This window comes from Actinoplanes philippinensis (assembly GCF_900113015.1).
Classification (GTDB): Bacteria; Actinomycetota; Actinomycetes; order Mycobacteriales; family Micromonosporaceae; genus Actinoplanes; species Actinoplanes philippinensis.
The window spans coordinates 72,734-93,689 of sequence record NZ_FONV01000008.1; the positions used below are offsets into that span (position 1 = coordinate 72,734).

20 protein-coding genes and 1 tRNA gene are annotated in these 20,956 nt (G+C 70.5%); 12 read left to right on the plus strand and 9 right to left on the minus strand.

What is annotated here, in order from left to right; translation table 11 throughout:
* Positions 1–70 precede the first annotated feature (70 nt).
* Positions 71–952 (minus strand): SDR family NAD(P)-dependent oxidoreductase, encoded by an 882-nt coding sequence (locus BM290_RS21510; RefSeq protein ID WP_203779659.1) that lies wholly within the window; start codon positions 950–952, stop codon positions 71–73.
* Positions 953–1,034: 82 nt separating this feature from the next.
* Here BM290_RS21510 and BM290_RS21515 point away from each other — a divergent pair, with 82 nt between their 5' ends.
* Positions 1,035–1,931, plus strand: a complete 897-nt coding sequence (locus tag BM290_RS21515) for a LysR family transcriptional regulator (RefSeq protein ID WP_093616833.1) — start codon at positions 1,035–1,037, stop codon at positions 1,929–1,931.
* Positions 1,932–2,751: 820 nt separating this feature from the next.
* On the opposite strand, the gene BM290_RS21520 is transcribed toward BM290_RS21515, so the two are convergent.
* Complete coding sequence (locus tag BM290_RS21520) at positions 2,752–3,261, minus strand: pyridoxamine 5'-phosphate oxidase family protein (protein WP_093616835.1); 510 nt, start codon at positions 3,259–3,261, stop codon at positions 2,752–2,754.
* A 63-nt stretch (positions 3,262–3,324) separates the two neighbouring features.
* Complete coding sequence (locus BM290_RS21525) at positions 3,325–4,122, minus strand: S1 family peptidase (protein WP_093616837.1); 798 nt, start codon at positions 4,120–4,122, stop codon at positions 3,325–3,327.
* A gap of 88 nt (positions 4,123–4,210) precedes the next feature.
* On the opposite strand from BM290_RS21525, the gene BM290_RS21530 reads away from it, so the two are divergent.
* Entirely contained in the window at positions 4,211–4,729 is a 519-nt protein-coding gene (locus tag BM290_RS21530; RefSeq protein WP_143133862.1) for a hypothetical protein, read from the plus strand.
* Here BM290_RS21530 and BM290_RS21535 read toward each other — a convergent pair.
* The 3 genes from BM290_RS21535 to BM290_RS21545 all read right to left on the minus strand — a co-directional run bounded on the left by BM290_RS21535 (position 4,726) and on the right by BM290_RS21545 (position 8,010).
* The gene (locus BM290_RS21535) at positions 4,726–5,994 is read right to left on the minus strand and encodes a M14 family metallopeptidase (RefSeq protein ID WP_093616841.1); all 1,269 of its coding nucleotides are present in this window, start codon (positions 5,992–5,994) and stop codon (positions 4,726–4,728) included. The genes BM290_RS21530 and BM290_RS21535 overlap by 4 nt on opposite strands.
* A 67-nt stretch (positions 5,995–6,061) precedes the next feature.
* Positions 6,062–6,979 carry an oxygenase MpaB family protein gene (locus BM290_RS21540; RefSeq protein ID WP_093616843.1) on the minus strand — a complete coding sequence of 306 codons (918 nt, stop codon included), beginning with the start codon at positions 6,977–6,979 and terminating at the stop codon, positions 6,062–6,064.
* A gap of 2 nt (positions 6,980–6,981) precedes the next feature.
* The gene (locus tag BM290_RS21545; protein ID WP_093616845.1) at positions 6,982–8,010 is read right to left on the minus strand and encodes an LLM class F420-dependent oxidoreductase; all 1,029 of its coding nucleotides are present in this window, start codon (positions 8,008–8,010) and stop codon (positions 6,982–6,984) included.
* A gap of 56 nt (positions 8,011–8,066) precedes the next feature.
* Here BM290_RS21545 and BM290_RS21550 point away from each other — a divergent pair, with 56 nt between their 5' ends.
* Entirely contained in the window at positions 8,067–8,708 is a 642-nt protein-coding gene (locus BM290_RS21550) for a GntR family transcriptional regulator (protein ID WP_239143978.1), read from the plus strand.
* Between the two features lies 1 nt (position 8,709).
* Here the strand turns inward: BM290_RS21550 and BM290_RS21555 are convergent, their stop codons facing one another.
* A complete protein-coding gene (locus tag BM290_RS21555) occupies positions 8,710–10,080 on the minus strand; it encodes an aldehyde dehydrogenase family protein (protein ID WP_239143979.1) in 1,371 nt (456 codons plus the stop codon).
* A gap of 91 nt (positions 10,081–10,171) precedes the next feature.
* Here BM290_RS21555 and BM290_RS21560 point away from each other — a divergent pair, with 91 nt between their 5' ends.
* The 7 genes from BM290_RS21560 (at position 10,172) to BM290_RS21590 (ending at position 16,362) form a co-directional block, all read left to right on the plus strand.
* Positions 10,172–11,296: an acyl-CoA dehydrogenase family protein gene (locus BM290_RS21560; protein ID WP_093616849.1), complete on the plus strand. Its 1,125-nt coding sequence runs from the start codon at positions 10,172–10,174 to the stop codon at positions 11,294–11,296.
* A 140-nt stretch (positions 11,297–11,436) separates the two neighbouring features.
* Entirely contained in the window at positions 11,437–11,790 is a 354-nt protein-coding gene (locus tag BM290_RS21565) for a DUF1304 domain-containing protein (RefSeq protein ID WP_177319830.1), read from the plus strand.
* Positions 11,791–11,855: 65 nt separating this feature from the next.
* Positions 11,856–12,206: a type II toxin-antitoxin system RelE/ParE family toxin gene (locus tag BM290_RS21570; RefSeq protein WP_093616851.1), complete on the plus strand. Its 351-nt coding sequence runs from the start codon at positions 11,856–11,858 to the stop codon at positions 12,204–12,206.
* A gap of 30 nt (positions 12,207–12,236) precedes the next feature.
* Entirely contained in the window at positions 12,237–12,509 is a 273-nt protein-coding gene (locus BM290_RS21575; RefSeq protein WP_239143991.1) for a helix-turn-helix domain-containing protein, read from the plus strand.
* Positions 12,510–12,709: 200 nt separating this feature from the next.
* Positions 12,710–14,989 carry an Hsp70 family protein gene (locus BM290_RS49945; RefSeq protein ID WP_239143980.1) on the plus strand — a complete coding sequence of 760 codons (2,280 nt, stop codon included), beginning with the start codon at positions 12,710–12,712 and terminating at the stop codon, positions 14,987–14,989.
* A gap of 134 nt (positions 14,990–15,123) precedes the next feature.
* Complete coding sequence (locus BM290_RS21585; RefSeq protein WP_093616855.1) at positions 15,124–16,299, plus strand: ankyrin repeat domain-containing protein; 1,176 nt, start codon at positions 15,124–15,126, stop codon at positions 16,297–16,299.
* A tRNA-Cys gene (locus BM290_RS21590) sits at positions 16,290–16,362 on the plus strand. Before BM290_RS21585 ends, BM290_RS21590 begins: the two co-directional genes overlap by 10 nt.
* A 127-nt stretch (positions 16,363–16,489) precedes the next feature.
* On the opposite strand, the gene BM290_RS21595 is transcribed toward BM290_RS21590, so the two are convergent.
* A complete protein-coding gene (locus BM290_RS21595; protein ID WP_239143981.1) occupies positions 16,490–17,329 on the minus strand; it encodes a DUF4142 domain-containing protein in 840 nt (279 codons plus the stop codon).
* 169 nt (positions 17,330–17,498) lie between these two features.
* On the opposite strand from BM290_RS21595, the gene BM290_RS21600 reads away from it, so the two are divergent.
* A complete protein-coding gene (locus BM290_RS21600; RefSeq protein WP_093616857.1) occupies positions 17,499–18,434 on the plus strand; it encodes a TIGR03619 family F420-dependent LLM class oxidoreductase in 936 nt (311 codons plus the stop codon).
* A gap of 47 nt (positions 18,435–18,481) precedes the next feature.
* Here the strand turns inward: BM290_RS21600 and BM290_RS21605 are convergent, their stop codons facing one another.
* The gene (locus BM290_RS21605) at positions 18,482–19,450 is read right to left on the minus strand and encodes an arabinan endo-1,5-alpha-L-arabinosidase (RefSeq protein WP_093616859.1); all 969 of its coding nucleotides are present in this window, start codon (positions 19,448–19,450) and stop codon (positions 18,482–18,484) included.
* Positions 19,451–19,790: 340 nt separating this feature from the next.
* Here BM290_RS21605 and BM290_RS21610 point away from each other — a divergent pair, with 340 nt between their 5' ends.
* Positions 19,791–20,954 carry an FIST signal transduction protein gene (locus BM290_RS21610; protein ID WP_093616861.1) on the plus strand — a complete coding sequence of 388 codons (1,164 nt, stop codon included), beginning with the start codon at positions 19,791–19,793 and terminating at the stop codon, positions 20,952–20,954.
* Positions 20,955–20,956 lie beyond the last annotated feature (2 nt).

The window sequence follows — 20,956 nt, forward strand, 5'->3', positions numbered from 1 at the left end:
GACGTGTGTGAGCCTGCCGAGGTCGCTCACACACGTCCGCGCTGAGTCCGTGCGTATCCGGCGTCCGGTTTCAGCGGGTGGCGCGGTGCGGCACCGGCATGCCTGTCTCCCACGGGATGACCCGGCCGAACTGGACGAGTTCGCCGTACCAGGCGGCCAGCGTTTCGGCGGTGAGCGGTCCGAGGGCCAGCTCGACCGGCCAGGTGGCGGCCTGTTGCGGGGTCTGGGCGGTGCTCATGTCCTCGAACCAGGGCCGGGAGGCGGCGGTGTCGATCAGGCCCGGGCACAGCGCCGCGATCAGGGTGCCCTGGGCGAGGTCTGCCTCGCGGCGGTCGCGGGTGAACGCGCGTACGGCGGCGACCTGTCCGACCTTGGACGGGATGTTGAGCCACCCGCCGTAGCCCTCATCGGCGGCGCGGCCGGCGTGCACCGCGGCCCGCCACCGGCCGATCAGATCGTCCACGGCATCGAGGTCGGCTGCGGCGGCACCGGCGAATCGAGGGCGGACCCGGGCGTCGAGTTTGTCGAGGGTGCCGAGCGCGCTGGCCACGATGATCAGCCGTCCGCCCGGCCGCAGCCGTGGGGCGAAGGCGCGCAGGATCGCGGTCGTCGCCAGGTTGTTCGTCTCGGCGACGGCGTCGACATGGTCGGCCGGGTCGGCGTCGGGCGTCATCCGGGCGGTGGCGTTGGAGAAGACGATGTCGACCTCGCCGAGGTCGGCGGCGAGGTCGTCCATGGCGGACCGGTCGCGGACGTCCAGGACGCACGGTTCGAGCCGGGCGCCGGTGCTCTGGTGGGCGGTCAGTTCGGCCACCGCCTGCTCGACGGCGTCCGGGCGGCGGCCCGCCAGCAGCACGCGGTCGCCCGGGTTCATGGCATGGGCCAGGCCGGCGGCGAGGGCCCGGCCGAGCCCCTGGTTGGCCCCCGTGACGAGGGCGGTTCTCGTGGTCACCAGCCGAGGCTAGGCACGTCGCCGGCGGCCCGGCTAGCATGCGGGACGCGACAATGATCGATAGCGGATATGCGAGGTTCGCATGCCTGGGGAGCTTTCGCCGTCCGGTTTGCGGGTGCTTCGCGAGGTGGCGCAGCGAGGCTCGTTCACCGCCGCCGCCCGCGCGCTCGGCTACACCCAGTCGGCGGTGTCCCGGCAGGTGATGGTGCTGGAGAAGGCCGCCGGGCGAGCGCTGTTCGAGCGGCGGCGCGACGGGGTCACGCTGACCGTGGCCGGGGCCCGGCTGCTGCCGCGGGCGATCCGGATCCTCGACGAGCTCGACGCCGCCGCGGGGGAACTGACCGGAGATCCGGTCGCTTCGGGAGCGGTACGGCTGGGCGCGTTCCCCACCGCGACGGCGGCCCTGATACCCGGCGTGCTGCGGGCGCTGCCCGGCGACGTGGTGGTGTCGGTGCGCGAGGGCAGCACCCCCACCCTGGTGCGCTCGTTGCGGGCGGGCACCCTCGACCTGGCCGTGCTCGCCCACGTACCGCCGTTCCGGCCGCTGGACGCCGAGACTCCGGCGCTGCCGCTGGTCACGCTCGCCGAGCGGGAACTGCTGGTGTGCATCGGGGCCGGCCACCCGTTCGCCGCCCGCGACGCGGTGGAGGCGGACGAGCTCGTCGGTCAGGTCTGGGTCGCCGGCCGCTCGGACACCGGCGAGGCGCTGCCCGGAGTCTGGCCCGGCCTGCCGGGGCGGCCCGACGTGCGCTACGTCGTACGGGACTGGTGGTCCAAGCTGCGGCTGGTGGCCGCCGGGCTGGCCGTCACCACGATGCCGGCCGTGGCGGTCGACCTGCTGCCCGACGACGTCCGCACGGTCGCCGTCCGCGGGGCAGCGCGGGAGATGCGCCGGCTGGTGCTCGCGCACCGGCCGGGACCGCTCAGCGATGCGGCCCGCTACGTCGCGGACGTACTGCGCCGCCAGACCCGCCTCTGATCATCATCTGGCCACCATCAGCCACCCCGGGCCGACGCGAGCACGATTCCGGTAGCCGTGTCGAGGGCGGACAGCGGGTGGACCTGACGGCCGCCGAATCGTGCCGGCCGGCACGCCATCAGCGAGGCCGACGTGAACAACAACAGGACCGGCCGTATGGTCGGCTACGGCGTTGCCCGGATTGAATACGACGAGCCGCAAGCATGGAAGCGCATCTGTCGATGCCCCTACCTTCCACCGAGGGTGATCTTGACACCAGCAGCCCAGAGGAACAGGGAAGGCACGCTTCGCCGGACGTTGTCCGCGCTTCTGGGATTCACGCTCGCCCTGAGCATCTCCGGCTGTCAACAGGATGCCGAAGAACTCGAGGAGTGGGGGAGAGCGGAAATCGCACCCTGCTCTTCAACGTCTGCCGCAGACGCGGCTGTCCTGAACGGCGCACCGATTCTCTCGGAGCACCCGCCCGCCGCGGAGCTTTTCGAAGATTCGGCCGGTTGCAACGATGTGGGTCAGCCAGACGCCGGACGTCTGTACCGGACGAAAGCCGGCGCGGAGGCGGTCGCCGCGTTCTACCGCGAAGTCGCTGTGAGACAGAGTTGGACTTTGAATCGACTGGACGCGGTGCCGAACCCTGCGGAATCCATCGACACGGGGGATGTCCTTTGCGCTGCCGTGATGATCGGCGGAAAACCTGCTTACCTGAAACTGTGGTGGCCTGACGAGGACTCCGGATGGATCGACAGCGATCGCGTCGGCGAGATCTACTCGCTGAGCCTGACGCGGGAACCTTTCCGGCAGGCGCAGTGCTCGGCTCCACCGCCTAGAGGTTCAAGGTCTGGCGTGGGGCGTAGCCCTCGCGGCGCAGCCAGTGCTCGGTGTAGACGATGCGGTCCGGGGTGATCACCGCGATCGTGCCGAGCGGCGGCTCGTCCAGGGGCCGGGAGCGTTCCACGTGGTCGGACTGCCAGCGCACCACCGGCCAGTAGGCGCCGAAGTCCGCGTCGTCCGGTTCGAGGACGCGGGCCGTGCCGAAGAGCTGGGCGCCGCGGCTGCTGGCCTGGCCGACGAGCGGCGCGAAGACGCCGGCCGAGACACGCGGGTCGGCGCGCAGGTTGCGGATCTTCGGGGACGTGCCGAGGGCGGTGAAGACCAGCTCGAACCCGAGGTGGAAGTAGCGGACCGGGGTGGCGTGCGGTGCGCCGTCCCGGCCGGTGGTGGCGATGACGCACATGTTCTGCGAGGAGAGCAGGTTGAGGATGCGCTCCTCGAGGCGGTCACGTTCCAGCCGGCGGGTGGGTGACGGGCCGGCGAGCCACGGGTTCGTCGTCATCGAGATATGAAACACCGGGCGCCCGTGGTGCGGGCGCCCGGTGTGATCAATCGATGCCGGGCGTCAGCCGCCGAGCGACGTGGCGGCCGAGCGGATGGCCGAGGAGAAGTAGCTGACCTGGGTGTAGACGCCCGGCTTGTTCGGGCGGGCGCAGCCGTCGCCCCAGCTGACGATGCCGACCTGGACCCAGCCGGACGCGCCCTGGCGGAACATCGGGCCGCCGGAGTCGCCCTGGCAGGTGTCGACGCCACCGGAGGTGTAACCGGCGCAGATCTCCTCGGCGGCGATCACCTCACCGCCGTACATGCTGCTGGAGTTGCAGGTCGTGTCGCTGACGAACGGCACGGTGGCCTTGAGCAGGTAGCGCTGCTGCGATCCGCCCTCGGTGGCGGCGCCCCAGCCGGCGATGGTGAACGTGCCGGTGTCGTACGCCGTCGAGGTGGTGATCGGCAGGGTGCCGATGTTGGTGCCGCTGACCGGGCTGGCGAGGCGGATGAGCGCCCAGTCGTCGCCGTTGCCGTTGTAGCCGGGCGCCCGGTAGACGTAGTTCGACTTGCGGGTGACGCGGCTGCTGGACTGGAGGTCGACCACGCCGAAGGTGGCGGTGATCGAGGTGTTGGTTCCGGTGCCGCTGACGCAGTGGGCGGCGGTCAGCACGAGGGTGGGGCTGTAGAGGGCGCCGCCGCAGCCCATCGAGAGCCGGACCATGAACGGGAACTCGCCGAGAGCGGCGCGGCTGCCTCCGACGACGTACGGGACGACCGGGTCGTCGGCGGCGGCGGCCTGTGCCGGGCTGGGGGACATGGTGGCGGCCGTGACGACCGCGGCGAACATCGCCAGAAGGGTTCGCCATCTGCGCATCTCGGTTCTCCTCTTGTCGGGGGGTGAACCGAGCATTGCATCGATGTTCATGGATATAAACATCTCGTGTCGCTTATATCGTGGGAGGGTGACCTACTCTCCGGTTCCCGAGTTGAACCTGCTGATGGCGTTTCAGGACGAGCACGGCTACGAGTCGTACTCGGAGTGTTTCGGCCTCGACGACTGGAACGACGCCTCCGGGCTGACCGCCGGCTGGTCGAAGGATCCGGCGTTCCTGGCCCGGCTGACGCCGTTCGCGCGGGCCACCGGCGGCGGCTCGTTCTACGCGCTCTGGGACGCCGGCGACGGGACGCGGCCGGTGGTGGTCTTCGGCGACGAGGGCGGCGAGCACGTGGTCGCCCGTGACGTGCGGGAGCTGTTCCAGCTGCTCACCTTCGACAGCGAGCCGATGGTCGACCACGACGGGGTGACCTTCTACCGCTCCGCCGACGACGAGCACAGCGACGCCCACGACGAGTTCGTGACGTGGTTGCAAGCGCACTTCGGCCTGCCGGCCACCGACGACCCGGAGCGGATCGTCGGCGCCGCGCAGGCCGAGTACGGCGAGCGGTTCACCACGTGGAAGAGCGCCTACCTGGACTGCTAGCAGTAGGTGGCTTCCTTGCCGATCACCCGGTACGGGCAGTCCGCGGCCTCGGCGACCATCAGCGCCGCCGTCCGGTTGCGGGCCGTCTCGGCCGGGATCACGCTGGCCGGCGGGTAGAAGCCGCCCCCGCCCGAGCTGCCCGGGTAGAGCTCGAAGGTGAAGGCGAAGATCTTGTGCACGCCCCACAGCCAGTCGAGGGAGTCGCCGTCGGTGATGTAGAGGTCGCTGGACTGCTGCGGGGTGTAGCCGTTGGTCGCGGCCAGCTGCCGGCCCAGGGTGGCGAACGTGTTGGCCTGGTCGGCGTTCATGCCGGTCGCGGTGTTCGCGGTGGTGTGCCCGTACGGCCACAGCACCAGCTTCGAGTACGAGTGGAAGTCGATCGCCGCCTTGATCTGCTGGACGCCGCCCACCACCCGGCTGTTCACGAAGTCGCGGATGACCTTGGTCTCCGGCGCGGAGAACGCCGACGGGCCGCGGTACGTGGCCGACGACGTGCTGCCCGACGAGCCGCCGCAGCAGCCCCAGTTGTAGCCGTAGTTGCGGTTCAGGTCGGTGCCGACGTTGCTGGAGCCGCTGTTGGGCTGCCGGTTCTTGCGCCACGACCGGTAGCTGCCGGAGGCGATGTCGTACTCGACGCCGTCCGGGTTGACCATCGGGATGATCCAGATCTCGCGGGTGTCGACGATGTTCTTGACCCGGGTGTCGGTCGCGTACGTCCGGGTGAACTGCCCGAGCAGGTAGAGCGCCTGCTCCACGGTCAGGTGCTCGCGGGCGTGGTGGTTGGCGTCGTAGAGGACCTCGGGCTCGGACTCGTCGGTGCCGACGTTGTCGGAGATCTTGACGGCCACGATGTCGCGGCCCTCGTAGGACTTGCCGATCACCCGCTTGCTGGCGATCGCCGGGTAGGCGGCCACCACGGCGTTGACCTCGGCGATCGTCTCGGCGTAGTTGTGGTACGCCGCGTCGGCGGGCGGGAAGTCGAGGGTCCGCACCACCGGCTCGACGGTGAACCCGAGCCGCTGCAGCTTGGCGACCTCGCCGGAGGTGGCGGTGACGGTCGCGACGCCGTGCTCGATGTCCTCGATGGCCACACCGGTACGGGCGATCGCGTTCCGGGCGCCCAGCGTGCGCACGTCGGCGATCTCGTACTCGCCGGGCGGGGCGGGCTCGGAGGGCGCCCTGGCGCCGGCGGGTGAGGAGGCGGAGATGGCCGCGGCCGCGCAGAACGTGACCGCGGCGAGCGCTGCTAGGGACCGTCGTCTCATGAACGACCTCCGGATCTGGGGAATGGTGCTCACAGCAAACCCCCAGACATTGAAGGCCAGCAATGCATCAGGGCATGTCAATATTCCCCTGACCCTGACGTGATGACCGCAGGAACTCGGCCGGAAGATCGTCGGGTGGGGGCGGGGCGCCCAGGTCGGACGGCTGATAGCCGGAAGGGTATCCGGGATAGGTGCGGTTTCGCTTGGGTTTGCCCAGCACCGATTCCTTACGTGGTGGAAACAGGCGCACGGCCCGCGCACGAGCTTTCAGACCGGCCGCCGCCAGGCCGCCGACCCAGCGCGGCGCCGGGTCGAAACCGAACGCGCGCAGCATCCGCTCGTCGAGCATCCCGCGGACGCCGAGCCGCACGGCGGGTCTCAGGAAACCGGGGAACCAAGCCGCGAAGATCTCGACGGTGTATCGCCCGACCTCCCGATTCGTAGCCGAATATACGAAGTTTCGCTCCTCGTAATCGGTCTTGAAGCTGCGGAACGACGCGTAGTCGCCGGGGATGTCCCTGATACCCATCCGGGCGCCGACCGCCCGGTAATAGTGGAAGGCCGCCAGCTTCTCGTTCTCGTGCAACGGCCGCCACCCGTAGAGCGACAGCCAGTCGATCGGGTCGTAGACGAACGTCGACAGGACGTAGAGCATGTCGTCGTTGCTGATGGCATACCGGCCGTGCGCCCGGTTCACCACCTTCAGCGCCTCGCGGCCCCGGCCGGAGTCGTACCCGTGCGCCGCGATCTCCGCCATCAGCAGTGCCGTGTCGTCGTAGCGCCGCTGCGGCCGGTCCCGGAACTCCCCGGTCGCCGCCAGCAGCCGCGAGATGCTCGGCACGCAGTAGGTGCGGAACAGCGCGAACTCCAGCGCCCGCGTGTAGTCCCAGGGGAACTCGCGCCCCGACGAGATCTGGTAGATCTCCAGATGGTCCTTCTCCGGATCGAGTGCCGCGATCCGGTCCCGCAGGTCGTAGCGTCCCATCTCTAGCTGATCAGCTCCTTCACCCGGGAGAGCAGGCGCTGCGGGTCGGCGTCGATCGGTGTCACGTTCAGCACCGTCACGCCCGACTCGCGGAAGGCGGCGATCCGGTCCCGTACGTAGGACTCCGGCCCGATCAGGCTGCTCAGCTCCAGCAGCTCCGCCGGCACCGCGGCCGCGGCCTCCTTCTTGCGTCCGGACAGGTACAGCTCCTGGATGAGGTCGGCCTCCTTCTCGAAGCCGTACCTGCTGACCACGTCGTGATAGAAGTTGCGGCCCTTCGCGCCCATGCCGCCGACGTACAGGGCGATCATCGGGCGGGCCAGGTCGCGCAGATGTGTCACGTCGTCGCCGATGGCCACGGGGCCGCCGGCGACGATCTCCAGCGGGGGCAGCGCCGCGTCACGTGCCGCGAAGCCGGCCGTCAAGGAGGCGCCCCAGACGTCGGCGGCCCGTTCCGGCACGTACAGGAACGGCAGCCAGCCGTCGGCCACCTCGGCCGTCATCCGGACGTTCGCGGCGCCGAGGGCGGCCACGTGGATCGGGATCGAGTCCCGTACCGGATGGGTCAGGATCTTGAGGGGTTTGCCCAGGCTGGTGCCCTGCCCCTCGGGCAGCGGGAGCCGGTAGAGGCCGTCGTGGGTGATCACTTCGCGCCGCCAGATCGACCGGCAGATCTCGATGATCTCCCGGGTCCGGCCGATCGGCTTGTCGTAGGCGACACCGTGCCAGCCCTCGATCACCTGCGGGCCGGAGGCGCCCAGGCCGAGGATCGCCCGGCCGCCGGACATCGCGTCGAGGCCGGCCGCGGTCTGCGCCAGCAGCGCCGGGGTACGCGAGTAGATCGGCAGGATCGCCGAGCCGATCTGCACCCGCTCGGTCTTCGCGGCCAGATAGCCCATGATCGTGGGGGCGTCGAAGCCGTACGCCTCGGCCACCCAGATCACGTCGAGCCCGGCGTCCTCCCATCCGGCCGCCGTGTCGGCGGTCGCCCGTGGATCTCCGGCATACATCAGCGTCGTTGCGAGGCGCATCGGTCACCCTTCCTCTTTTTTGATATTTGATACGGTGGCGGCCGATAAAGCGAGAGGTGAGGGCTTTGCTGTCCGAGGAGGTCGCCGGCGCCCTGCGCGCCCGGATCATGTCCGGTGAGCTCCGCCCCGGCGCGCGGATCCGTCTCGAAGAGGTCGCCGCCGGCCTCGGCGTGAGCATCACCCCGGTCCGCGAGGCGCTGCTCACCCTGCGCGGCGAGGACATGGTCGAGCTGGAGCCGCGCAAGGGTTACGTGGTGGCGCCGTTGTCCCGGCAGGACATCCTCGACGTGTTCCAGCTGCAGGGCGACATCGCCGGGGAGTTGGCCGCCCGGGTCGCCACCGGTATCGGCGAGGCCCAGCTCGCCGAGTTGCGGGTCGCGCACAGCAAGGTGGCCCGCGCCCGGAGGGCCGCCGACGTGGAGACGTACGAGTACGAGTTCCACCGCGCGGTCAACCGGATGTCGCGGTCGCGCAAACTCAGCTGGTTCCTGCACACCGCCACCCGCTACACCCCGGCCCGGGTCTACTCGGCCGACCCGGGCTGGCGTGAGGGCATGCGCGCTGATCACGAGGCCGTGCTCGCCGCTTTCGCCGCGGCCGACGTGGACGCCGCGCGGACCGCGATGACCAGGCACTTCACCGACGGGGCGGAGCGCCTGGTCAAGCATCTCGACGACCTGGGCATCTGGGATTCCTAGCTCACCGTCCGTGGCGCAGGTGGAACAGCGTCAACGCCCGCCGCATCACCTTCGGATCCCGGTCCAGCCGCATGAGATCCATCGGCGCGGCGAACCGCTGCCGGGTGACCGCCTGCGCCCGGGAGAACTCGCGCAGCCCGTCCGCCCCGTGGATGCGCCCGAACCCGGAGTCGCCGACCCCGCCGAACGGCAGTGACGGCACCCCGGCGAACCCGAGGACCGCGTTGACCGAGGCCGCCCCGGTCCGCAGTTTCCGGGCGGTGGCGGCGGCCGCGTGCGCGTTCTTCGAGAAGATCGACGCGGCCAGGCCGTACTTCGAGGCGTTCGCCAGGGTTATCGCCTCGGCGAGGCTGTCGACGGGGTTCACCACGAGGGTCGGCCCGAACGTCTCCTCGGTGACCGCGATGCTGTCCTCGGGCACCTCGGCCAGGACGACCGGCGCGACGGTCCGCGCGGTGATCGAGGACGGCTCGCCGACCACGGCCCGGCCGCCTCGCGACAGCGCGTCCTCCACGTGCGCCCGGACGATCGCGGGCTGCTCCGCAGTCGTCATCGTCTGCTCACCGACCGCCAGCGCGCCCAGTTTCGCGAGGAACTGCGGATAGACCGAACGCTCCACATAGACCCGCTCCACGCCCGCACACGTCTGCCCCGCGTTGCCGAACCCGCCGAACGCCGCCGCCCGCGCCGCCGCGTCGAGGTCGGCGTCCGCCGCCACGATCATCGCGTCCTTGCCGCCGCCCTCGACGACCAGCGGGGTGAGTGTCTCCGCGCAGGTCGCCATCACCTTGCGGGCGGTCGCCGCCGATCCGGTGAAGGCGATCTTGTCCACTCCGGACCAGGTGAGCTGCGCCCCGGCCGACCCGTCACCGAGGACCACCTGCAGCACCGGCTCCCCCGGGACGGCGGCCGCCCACGCGTCGGCCAGCCACGCCCCGGTGCGCGGGGTGTGCTCGCTCGGCTTGAACACCACGGCGTTGCCGGCCGCCAGCGCATACGACACCGAGCCCAGCGGCGTGTAGACCGGATAGTTCCACGGCCCGATCACCCCGACCACGCCGAGCGGCAGATACTCCAGCGTCGCCACGTGGTTGGCCGCGAGCATCCCGCTCGGCACCCGGCGCCGGCCGAGCACCTTGCCGGCGTTGCGGGCCGCCCAGTCCAGGTGTTCGACGGCGAGCATCACCTCGAGCGCCGCGTCGTCCTGCGTTTTGCCGGTCTCCTCGGCGACCAGGGCCGCGAGTTCGCCGATGTGCCGTGCGAGGTGCCTTTTCCAGGCCAGCAGCCGGGTGCGGCGTTCGCGGTGACCGAGCCCGCCCCACCACCGTGCGGCCGACCGGGCTTTCTCGACTGTTGCCTGGACCTCGGTCATCGTTGCTCCCGGGCTAAGATTTGATATTTGATATGTTACGGTCGCTGTCAACATAGCGATTCACCTGGGCGTACTCCCGGAAGGTGACGAAATGATCATCGATCTCAGCGACGAGCAGAAGGCGTTCACCGAAGCCGTCGACGACTTCTGCCGCCGCGAGGCCGGCACCCGTGAGCAACGCGGCGACAGCCCGCACCACCCCGGCCTCTACCGCAAGATGGCCGACCTCGGATGGCTCGGCGTCACCGTCGCGGAGGAGTACGGCGGCTCCGGCGCCGGCATGCTCGACACCTGCCTGTTCCTGGAGCGTGTCGGCTACGGCCAGGCCCCGGTCGGCGGGTTCACCACCAGCGCCATCGTCGCCGCCGCCGTGCAGCGCTCCGGCTCCGGGGAGCAGAAGAAGACCGTCCTCGGCGGCCTGGTCAACGGCCGTGTCTACGCGATCGCCATGTCCGAGCCCGAGGCCGGCTCGGACGTCGCCAACCTCTCCTGCCGCGCGGTGCGCACCGGCGACGGGTGGATCGTCAACGGCCAGAAGACGTGGTGCTCCAACGCCCACATCGCCGACGCGATCCTGCTCGTCGCCCGTACCTCGGGCAGCCCCGGCGAGCACACCGGCCTCACCATGCTGCTGGTCCCCGCCGACGCCCCCGGCCTGCGGATCAACGGCATCGAGACGATGGGCGGCAAAGAGGTCAACGACCTCTACTTCACGGATGTACACCTGCCCGCGGACGCCGTGGTCGGCAATGTCGACAAGGGTTGGCAACAGTTGATGGCCGGCCTCAATGTTGAGCGCCTGATCCTGGCGGCATTGATGCTGGGAACCGCCCAGCGCGCCTTCGACGACGCCCTCGACTTCATCAAACAGCGCAAACAGTTCGGCCGCCCGGTCGGCTCGTTCCAGGCGCTGCGCCACCGGGTCGCCGACCTGGCCACCGAGATCGAATGCTGCCGCCTGCTCGTCCAACGGGTCGCCACCCTCACCGACCGCGACCCGCACCAGGTCCTGCCGCGCGAGAGCTCCATGGTCAAACTCAAGACCACCGAGGTCGCCCGGCAGGTCGCGCTGGCCGGCATGCAGATGATGGGCGGCTACGGCTACGCCACCGAGTACGACATGGAACGCCACGTCCGCGCCACGCTCGTCTCGACGATCTACGGCGGCACCAGCGAGATCCAGCGAGACATCATCGGCAAGACCTACGGCCTCTGACCCTTTTGCGGTACGGCCACCCCGCCGGCAACCGCGCCCGGCCCGTCCCGTTCCCTACCCGGCGACGGGGCCGCGTGACCCGGCCCGCAGCGCCCGCTGCGGGCCGAATGCGGTGGTCACCGCCCAGGTAGTCTCCAGCCATGCTGATCATCGGGAACGTCCTGGCCGCCCTCGTGGCACTGATCCACGTCTACATCGCGGTCCTGGAGATGTTCCTCTGGACCAAGCCGCAGGGCCGCAAGGCGTTCGGCTTCACCCCCGAGTTCGCCGAGCAGACCAGGGTGCTGGGCCTCAACCAGGGCCTGTACAACGGCTTCCTGGCCGCCGGCCTGATCTGGGGCCTGCTCGGCGGGGGCTTCGCCGCCATCGTCTTCTTCCTGATCTGCGTGGCGATCGCCGGCGTCGTCGGCGCCCTGACCGCCAGCCGCCGCATCATCTACATCCAGACCGTCCCCGCGGTCCTGGCCCTGATCCCCACGATCCTGGCCCACTGACAGCCCGAGCCACGACCTGCCGCCGGGGCACGGGCGCTTCTCCATCGCGGTATAGCATCTTTGCTATGGCTTGGGGTGCGGTTGAGTTGGAGCCGGAGGTAGAGAAGTGGTTGGAGAGCTTGCCGATCGCTCACTTCGCCCACGCGGCGTTCTACATCGATCTGCTTGCCGAGCAGGGCCCGCTGCTCGGTGAGCCCTACACCAAGCAGCTCGATCGGAAGTTGCGGGAACTGCGGTTCCATCTCGAGCGACGTGCAGTGCGGATCACCTGCTGGATCGGATCCGATCGGAGGATCATCCTCTTGACGGTCTTTCACAAGACCCGGATGAAGGACGATCGGGAAGTCGACCGCGCACGCCGGGCGCTTGCGCGATGTATCGACGAAGAACACACGGTGGCGGACGAGGAGGGATAGGCGATGGCTGAAGGCGGCGGGTGGGCCGCGATGCGGGAGCGACGGCTGGCTGAGCCGGGTGCCGCTGAGGCATATGACGCGGCGCGCTTGGCATTCGAACTCGGGCGCTCCGTGCGAGAGCTTCGTGAGCGCCAAGGATGGAGCCAGGCGCAGCTGGCCAAACGTTCAGGTATGACACAGTCGGCGGTTGCCAGGTTCGAGGCCGGCGGAACCGTTCCGACCCTGCCGGTGCTGGAGCGGCTGGCGGCGGCACTCGACGTGAGTCTCAAGGTCGGTTTCGAGCCACGGGGCCACGCAGCCTGAGTTGCGGGGCCCGCGGCTCGAACCGGCTTCCGTTCCTGCCCCGGGCTGCTGAACCCCATCCCTGAACGGGGTGATCAGTATCCGTGGCGGATCTCCCGGGGCCGGTCCGGTGATCGCGTGACCCTATTCTGGGAGCCCCCACCTGGGGAACCGAGGCGGACCCGTGCCGGTCTCGGGCCGATCGGCTCCTCGTTGTGCGCGTGGGCCTCGACCGGATCCGGAGTCAACTCGGGATGTATGCGCTCGGTATCGACCTGGGGACCACCTATACCGCGGCGGCGGTCTGGCGGGACGGGCATGTGGAGATCGCCACGCTCGGCAGCCGGACGGCGGCGATTCCTTCGGTGGTGCTGCTCCGCGACGACGAGACGATCCTGACCGGGGAGATCGCCGGGCGGCGGGGGCTGACCGAACCGCATCGGGCGGCCCGGGAGTTCAAGCGGCGCCTCGGTGATCCGACTCCGATCCTGCTCGGCGGGGCGCCGTACTCGGCGGAGGCGCTGATGGCCCGGATGCTGCGAGCCGTCGTCGACGAGGTCATGAAACGGGAGGGCGACGCGCCGTCGCGGATCTGCGTGTCGCATCCGGCGAACTGGGGACCGTTCAAGATCGATCTGATGTACCAGGTGATCCGGCTCGCCGGCATCGAGCAGCCCGTCCAGCTGGTCACCGAGCCGCAGGCCGCGGCGGTCTTCTACGCCCGCCAGCAGAAACTGGAGCCGGGCGCCACGATCGCCGTCTACGACCTGGGTGGCGGCACCTTCGACGCGGCGGTGCTGCGCAAGACGGTCGGCGGATTCGAGCTGATCGGCAAACCGGAGGGCATCGAGCGGCTCGGCGGGGTCGACTTCGACGCGGCGGTCTTCGCACACGTCTCCGCGGCGCTCGGCGGGGCACTTGACAATCTGGACCAGGACGACCCGGCGGTCGTCTCGGCCGTCGCTCGCCTGCGTGAGGAGTGTGTGCAGGCCAAGGAGGCGCTGTCGGCCGACACGGATGCGACGGTTCCGGTGCTGCTGCCGGATCTGACCACCGAGGTCCGGATCACCCGCTCCGAGCTGGAGGCCATGGTCCGCCCGGTGCTGAACGGGCCGATCGAGGTGTTGCGGCGCACCATCCGATCGGCCGGCATCGAACCGGCCGATCTGCACGCGGTCCTGCTGGTCGGCGGCTCGTCGCGGATCCCGCTGGTGGCGCGGATGGTCGAATCGGAGCTGGGCCGGCCGGTCGCGGTCGACGCACACCCCAAACACGCGGTGGCGCTGGGCGCGGCGTGGCAGGCCGGCGCGGAGATCTCCGAGGCCTGCACCGCGCTGGTGCTGCCCGCCGCCGTCGACCCATGGGCGACCGGCGCCGCCGAGGCGGTCCCGGCGGCTTGGCCGGAGAACATCACACCCGCGGCCTCGCCGGAGAACATCACACCCGCGGCTTGGCCGGAGAACGCCGCGCCCGCCGCCTCTCCGGGTGATGCATTCGGATCGGCCGCCATGGCGGGCACCGGCGGATCAGCACCCGATCCAGCGGGTGGGGGCGGCCCGGCGTCCGGTCCGGCGGGTTCGGGTGGCGCGATGTCCGGTCCGGCGGGTTCGGGTGGCGCGATGTCCGGTCCGGCCGGTCTGGGAGGCGCGACGTCCGGTCCGGCCGGTCTGGGAGGCGAGAGGCCCGGCCAGGCGGATCGCGGCGGTGCGGTTTCGGGGCCGGGCGATTCAGGAGCCGTCGGATCTGAGCCCACCGGAGCCATTCGACCCGCGGGCGGCGCGGGCCCCGCGGGCGGCGCGGGCTTTGCGGGTGGCGCGGGCGGTGTGGGTGGCACGGACGGCGTGGGATCGGCCGGGGGCGGAGCCGCCGCGGTGACCCCGGGGCGCACGCTCGGCAGGGTCATGGTGGCCGCGCTGGTGGTGGTGATGCTGGCCGGTGTCGCGGGCACGGCCTGGGCTCTGGGGCGGCTCAGGGACGACGAGACGAAGGGCCCCGAGACGCCGGCGGCCGGGGCGACCTCGCAGCACGGCACGCAACAGCGCGGTCAGGATCCGGCCGCCGCGGGTGGGTCGCCGAGTCCCGGGGTGAGCGCCGCCGTCAAAGTTCCCGCGGATGAGGCGTGCACCGATCAGATGCGGGAGAGCCCCCGCTGGGTGTGCCTCACCCGTGCCGTCATCCGGGACGGCAAGCTCACCGTCTGGTACGACGCGGAGTGGAACGGCGAGGAGCCGGACAGGGTGAAGGGCTTCCACCTGCACATCTACGGCGGCGACGGGCAGTCCCCGAAGGAGTCGACGATGGGCAGCCAGGACACCGCGCACGGCAAGTACTACTTCGAGGACCGGCAGCCGTCGGTGCGCAAGACCTCCGACGAGGACTTCCAGGCGGTCGGCGACGCCGCCAAGGTGTGCGCCCGGATCGCCAAGTCGGGGCACGGCCTGGCCCTGGCGGCCGACGGCAGCTACCACACCGGCAACTGCATTCCGATCGTCCGCGAGTGATCGCCGGGACCGGACGCTTTCGCCCGAGAGTCGCGGTGATGGGCCGGAACCGGGGAAACGTCGCGCGGTAGGCCCGGAACGGTGTGGTTCCGGTGGGCGGAATGGCCCGTACCGTAAAAGGTTAGGGTGAGTCCATGGATGCAGCGACGCTGCTCGATGAGAAGGATCGGCGGGCCGCCGGCGAGGCGGGAATCGCCGTTTTCGCGGACCGGCTGATTCTCGAGGCGCAGCCGCCGGTGGACGACGAGACCCTGGACGCGGTGGCGGCGCGCTGTGCCGGGCCGTTGCCGGAGGCGCTCGTCGCGTTGTGGCGGGTGAGTTTCGGCGGGCGGATCGACTATCAGCTGGACGGGCAGATCTCGTTCACGGAATTGTTCTGGCCGGAGTCCGACGGCTATCACGATCTGTGGGGCTGGATCGACCACGAGGCGGATTCCGGTGTGGTGCGGTTCCTGCCGTTCGGTGGTTTCGAGTATCTGGATCGGCTTTATGTGGACACCGCGGAGGGGTTGGAGAACGGGCGGGTCGTCTACTGGCAGCAGGGGCTTCCGCGGGGGTGGGAGCTGACCGAGGGTGATCGGGCGGACGGCCTCGCGGTGGATGTGCGGGCGCTGTTCGGGCAGCTGGCGCTGGAGGACGACCCGTGGGCGGACGGCGACGCCGACGCGGGGACCGACCTGCGTGATGCTGTCGACGATCTGGCCGAGGAGCAGCCGAGGGTCGCCGGGAAGCTGCGTGAGCTGGTGCGCCGGGCCGTGCTGGGCTGGCGGGCGGCACTGGCGGCGGGGACGCTCGCGGGTGAGCCGCGGCTGCGGCGGCTGGCGCTGGACCGGGCCGCGTCCGCCGGTGACCTGGGTCTGCTGGAGCGTTTGGCCACGGCCGGCTGTGATCTGGCCGAGCCGGTCCGGGGTGGGCTGACACCGATCGACATCGCCCTGGTCAACGGGCGGCTGGAGGCGGCCGAGGGGCTGCTGGGCCGGGGTGTGCCGGTGGTGAACACGTTGCGGACCGGCTCGCACGCGGTGACCGCCGAGCTGGCCCGGTCGCTGCTGGGGCGGGGCGCGCTGGTGACGGCGGACGCGGTTGGCGGGGCGATCGACAACGACGACCCGGAGGTGTTGCGGCTGCTGGCGACCCGGCTGCCGTCACCGGGGGAGAGGGCCGAGGCGCAGGTGCTCGTGCCCCGGTTGCGGATGCTGGCGGCGCAGGCCACGCATGCCGCGGACCGTTCGGGGGACCGGCGGATGCGCGACCGGGCGACCGTCCTGAGAGAACTCGCCGATATGATCACGGCTGGTGCGGGCTCGTAGCGCAGAGGTCGTCGCGTCGGCCTGCACAGCCGAAGGACGCCGGTTCGAATCCGGCAGGGCCCGCACCCCGATCGTCGCCGGGCGGGTCCCGGCCGTGTGCCCGGGACCCGCCGCCGAGTTCGGCGACATCGACCCGTCCCGGAACGATAAGAGGGAGCCCGATCGGGCCCCCCCTTGTCTCGCACTGCGCTCAGTAGCCGCCGTAGCCGCCGCTGGGTCGCCGCTGTCGGTAGCGGCGGCGCGGGTCGTTCATCATCTTGCGGCTCACCAGCAGGCCGCCGGCCAGGGCCGCGAGCACGATGCCACCGACCACCGGGAGGCTGACCGACGGGGTGCCGCCGGTGGTCGCGTCGGAGGCGGACAGCACCGGGTTGGCCGAGTTCGTCTTGGCCGGGGTGGCGTTCGGCGGCGGGGCGGTGGGCAGCGCCGCGAAGTTGACGATGTTGCTGCTCTCCAGCAGGGTCAGGTGGGTCATCACGAACTGGTTGGCGCGCTGGGCCAGTTTGCGGACCGTGTCGTTGCGGGTGGTGGTGCGGATGGTGGCGATCGCCGGGAAGATGTTGCCGTGCGCGGCGCGGAGCCGGTCGATGTAGATCTGGTCGAAGTCCTCGCCGACGGCGGCGTCCTCCATCTCCTGCAGCCAGCCCTGCTGGGCCTCGTTCGGCTCATCCGGCAGGTCGACGTCGAGTTTCTTGGCCGCCGCGCGGGTCAGCTGGTCGAGCACCCGGTGCTGCGCGGCGATGTCCGCGCCGATGCCCTTGATCTGCTTGCTCCTCGACTTGTCCTGGGCCATCTCCCCGGCCGGGATCTCCCACAGTCCGGCGAGGCGCACCTTGATGACGAAGTCCTTGTCCGCGGCGGACATCTTGCCCTCGCCGGTGTCGGTGAGCAGGTTGCTCGGCGGGTCCGGGACGCCCGGCTCGACCGCTGCCAGGGCGGCGCGAGGGTCGAACACGACGAGCGCCAGCACGGCTATGAACAACCCGGCCAGCCGGCGGGGCAAGGCGAACATGCGGACGACGGCGAGCACGTGTGCCTCCATGGACTATCTGAAAACCTGCACCAGAATTCCTGTGTTCATGGACACGTATCGGCGCTGCGATCGGATCAACGGGATTCATCAGAACTTCACAGACTTGGGAGCGTGTCCGGTCCGGTATCCGTCAGCGCATGATCATCCAGTGTGGAATGGTCGGGGCATGGTGAAACTCGGTGTCAGTCTTCCCCAGTTCAGTCAGTTCACCCCGGGCGCGGATGTGGCCGCCGCTGCCCGGGCGCTGGAGGAGATCGGTTACGACAGTCTGTGGGCGTTCGAGCGGATGCTCGTGCCGGAGGACCAGAGCGGCGTGCACGGCCTCTACGGGGTGCCCGGGCTGGCCTGGCCGGACATCTACCGCGGGGTGGCCGACGCGCTGGTCACGCTCAGCACGGCGGCGGCCGTGACCGAGCGGATCACGCTGGCCAGCGGCGTGCTGGTGGTGCCGTTGCACGTGCCGTTGCGGCTGGCCCGCGAGCTGGCGACGCTCGACGCGTTCAGTGGTGGCCGGCTGGTCGCCGGGCTCGGGTCGGGCTGGTCGCCGGACGAGTTCGCGGCGTCCGCGCCGGTGCCGCTGAGCGAGCGGGGCCGGGCGCTCGACGACTTCCTGGACATCGCCGCGGCGGTCTGGGGGCCGAATCCGGTCAGCTTCTCCACCAAGAGGTACGAGGTGAGCGCCGCCGACATCGGGCCGAAGCCGGCCGGTCACATCCCGGTGCTGCTGGGGGCGAGCGCCGGGGCCGACCGGGCGTTGCGCCGAGTGGTCGAGCGGGCCGACGGCTGGGTGGCCAGCGGGGTCACGCCCGAGCAGGTGACGGCGACGCTGGCCCGGCTGGGGGAGATGGCATCCGCGGCCGGCCGGACGACGCCGATCTCGTGCGCGGTGCAGATCAGTGTGCTCGGGGTGACCGAGACGTCGATCGAGCCGCGACCGCCGTTCGCGGCCAGCATCGAACAGCTGGTGGCGGACGTGGCGGCGTTCACCGAGGCGGGCGCCGACCACGTGTATCTGACGTTGCCGGCCGGTCTGCGGGACGTGAAGGAGCTGATCGACAGGTCCGCCGAGCTGTACGAGGGCGTTCGCGCCGCCGGGATCTGACCTGTCCGGCGGCGCCGGCCTCGCGAGGGCCGGCGCCGCCGGTGCTGTCAGTAGACGTACGGCCAGGCCGAGGAGTCCCAGCCCAGCAGGTTGATGCCGAGCTTCGCGGTGCCGGACGCGTTGTAGTAGTGGTAGACGAGGACGTCGGCGTCGCTGTCGGTGAACACCGCCGGATGGCCGGGGCCGTGGATGCTGTCGTGCGACGCGAGGATCTCGGTGCCGCCGCCCGCGGTGGTGTAGGTGCCGGCCCGGTCCCGGTACGGTCCGGTGATGCTCGTCGACCGGGCCACCATCGTGCGGTAGGTGCTGGACGCGCCCTGGCAGCAGAAGTCGAACGACATGAACAGGTAGTAGTAGCCGTTGCGGTAGTGGATGTACGGCGCCTCGACCGACTTGCTGTTCACGAACCGCTCGGCGATGTTGTGGATCGTGGAGTCGGCGCGCAGGCCGGTGCCCGAGTTGAGTTTGACCATCTTGAGGCCCGACCAGAACGAGCCGAAGGTCAGCCACCATTCGCCGGACGGGGTGACAGTCAGGTTCGGGTCGATGGCGTTCCAGTTGCTGCTGGTGGTCGACTCGATCACCTTGCCGACGTGGGTCCACGAGCCGGACGCGCCGGTGGTGCTGATGGCGAGGAAGATCGCCGACTTGCTGGAGCCGAAGGTCGAGGCCGAGTAGTACAGCCAGTACCTGCCGTTGCGGTAGGAGAGGTCGGGCGCCCACAGGTTGGCGCTGCCGCCGGTGTACGAGCTGGCCCACGACGTGCCGCCGGGGAAGGCCTTGCCGGCGTCGGCGAAGGCGGTGCGGTCCGCCGACGTCTTGAGGGTGATGCCGTCGCCGGTGGTGGCCAGCAGGTAGCCGCCGGTGGGGCGTTTGACGATGGACGGGTCGTGGGCGTTGGTCGAGCCGGTGACGACGCCGGGGTTGGGGTAGGCGGCCTGGGCGGGTGCGGCGCCGACGGCGGTCAGGGCGAGGATGCCGGCCGCGCCGGCGAGGAGCAGTCTGCGAATGCGCATGGGGATGTCACCTTCGGGGGGATGCGCGGTCCCGTTCGGGGAAACGAGGTCCGCGGCCGGAGGGGGTACATACTCATAGTGGTCTATCCGTTACCGGTATGTTAACGATCACAACAAGTTAGTCAATAGTGGACTTTCCGCTGCTCGTGATCGTTGGCAGCGGTGACCAAACGCTGCAGCCCGAAAGACGCGCTGATGGGCCGGTGTGCCGCCCGCGCCGCGTCCGACAGCCCCGGTGGCCCTGGTAGGCCGTACAAAATCTGTAAAAAGCGGGACCGAACCGCCGAACATCTCTCCCGGACGGTTCGCATCGCGGGCCGCTGACCTGGGGGAGTGGGCAATGGGCGCGGATCGATGGTTCGGAGTCGGGCGCAGCCTCGCGGCGGACCCCGCCACCGCCGGCGCCGAAGCCTGCCGGGAAGCCCTCGGCGGGCGCCGCGCCGGCCTGTTGATCGTCTTCGCGTCGCTGACGCACGCCACCCTCGAGATGGCGCGGGCCGTGCACGCCGAAGCCGGCGGCGACGTCCTCATGATCGGCTGCTCGACGTCCGGCGAGTTCACCGCCGACGGCCGCGGCGCCGGCGTCGTCGTCAACGCGCTCGGCGGCTACACCACGTCGGTGCGCGCCGTCCCCCGCGACGTCGACGACCTCTACGAAGCCGGCATCCGCGCCGCCTCCTGCCTCGACGACGTCGACGCCGACAACCGGGTCGTCCTGCTGCTCGGCGATGGCCGCAGCAGCGACCAGCAGGAAATGGTCCGCGGCGCCTACACCGTCGCCGGCGCGCTCGTCCCCCTCGTCGGCGGCTGCGCCGGCGACAACATCACCCAGACCGGGACGTTCCACTTCTTCAGCGACGGTACGGACGTGCATCTGCTGCCGAACGCCGTCCTCGGCGCCGCCCTCGGCTCACCGGCCCCGTTCGGCATCGGCATCGCCCACGGCTGGCGCAAGACCGGCGAGCCGATGGTCGTGTCCCGCAGCGAATCCGGCACCATCTTCGAACTCGACGGCGAACCCGCCCTCGACGTCTACCTGCGCCGCACCGGCGCCGACCCGGCGCTCGCCGACGACCCCGACGCGTTCCTCACCTTCGCCACCATCCGGCCGCTCGGCCTGACCCGCCGCACCGGCGAGGACATCCGGGTGATCTTCGAGGCCGACCCGGTCGCCCGCTCCATCTCCGGCCTCGCCGACACCCCCGAAGGCGCCATGGTGTGGTTCATGGAGGCCGACGCCGATCAGATCGTCGACGCCGCGTCCGCCGCCGCGGCCACCGCCACCTCCGGCCTCGCCTCCGAAGCCCTCGGACTGCTGGTCTTCGACTGCTGCGTACGCTCGATCGCGCTCGGCCCCGACGGCACCGACCTCGCCGCGTCCCGGCTGCGTGACGCCGTCAAACCGGTCCCGTACGGAGGCTTCTACTCCAACGGCGAGATCGTCCGCAAACCGCAGGCCAAAGGCATGCACCACCTGACCGTCGTCGCGCTGGCCCTCGGCTGAGG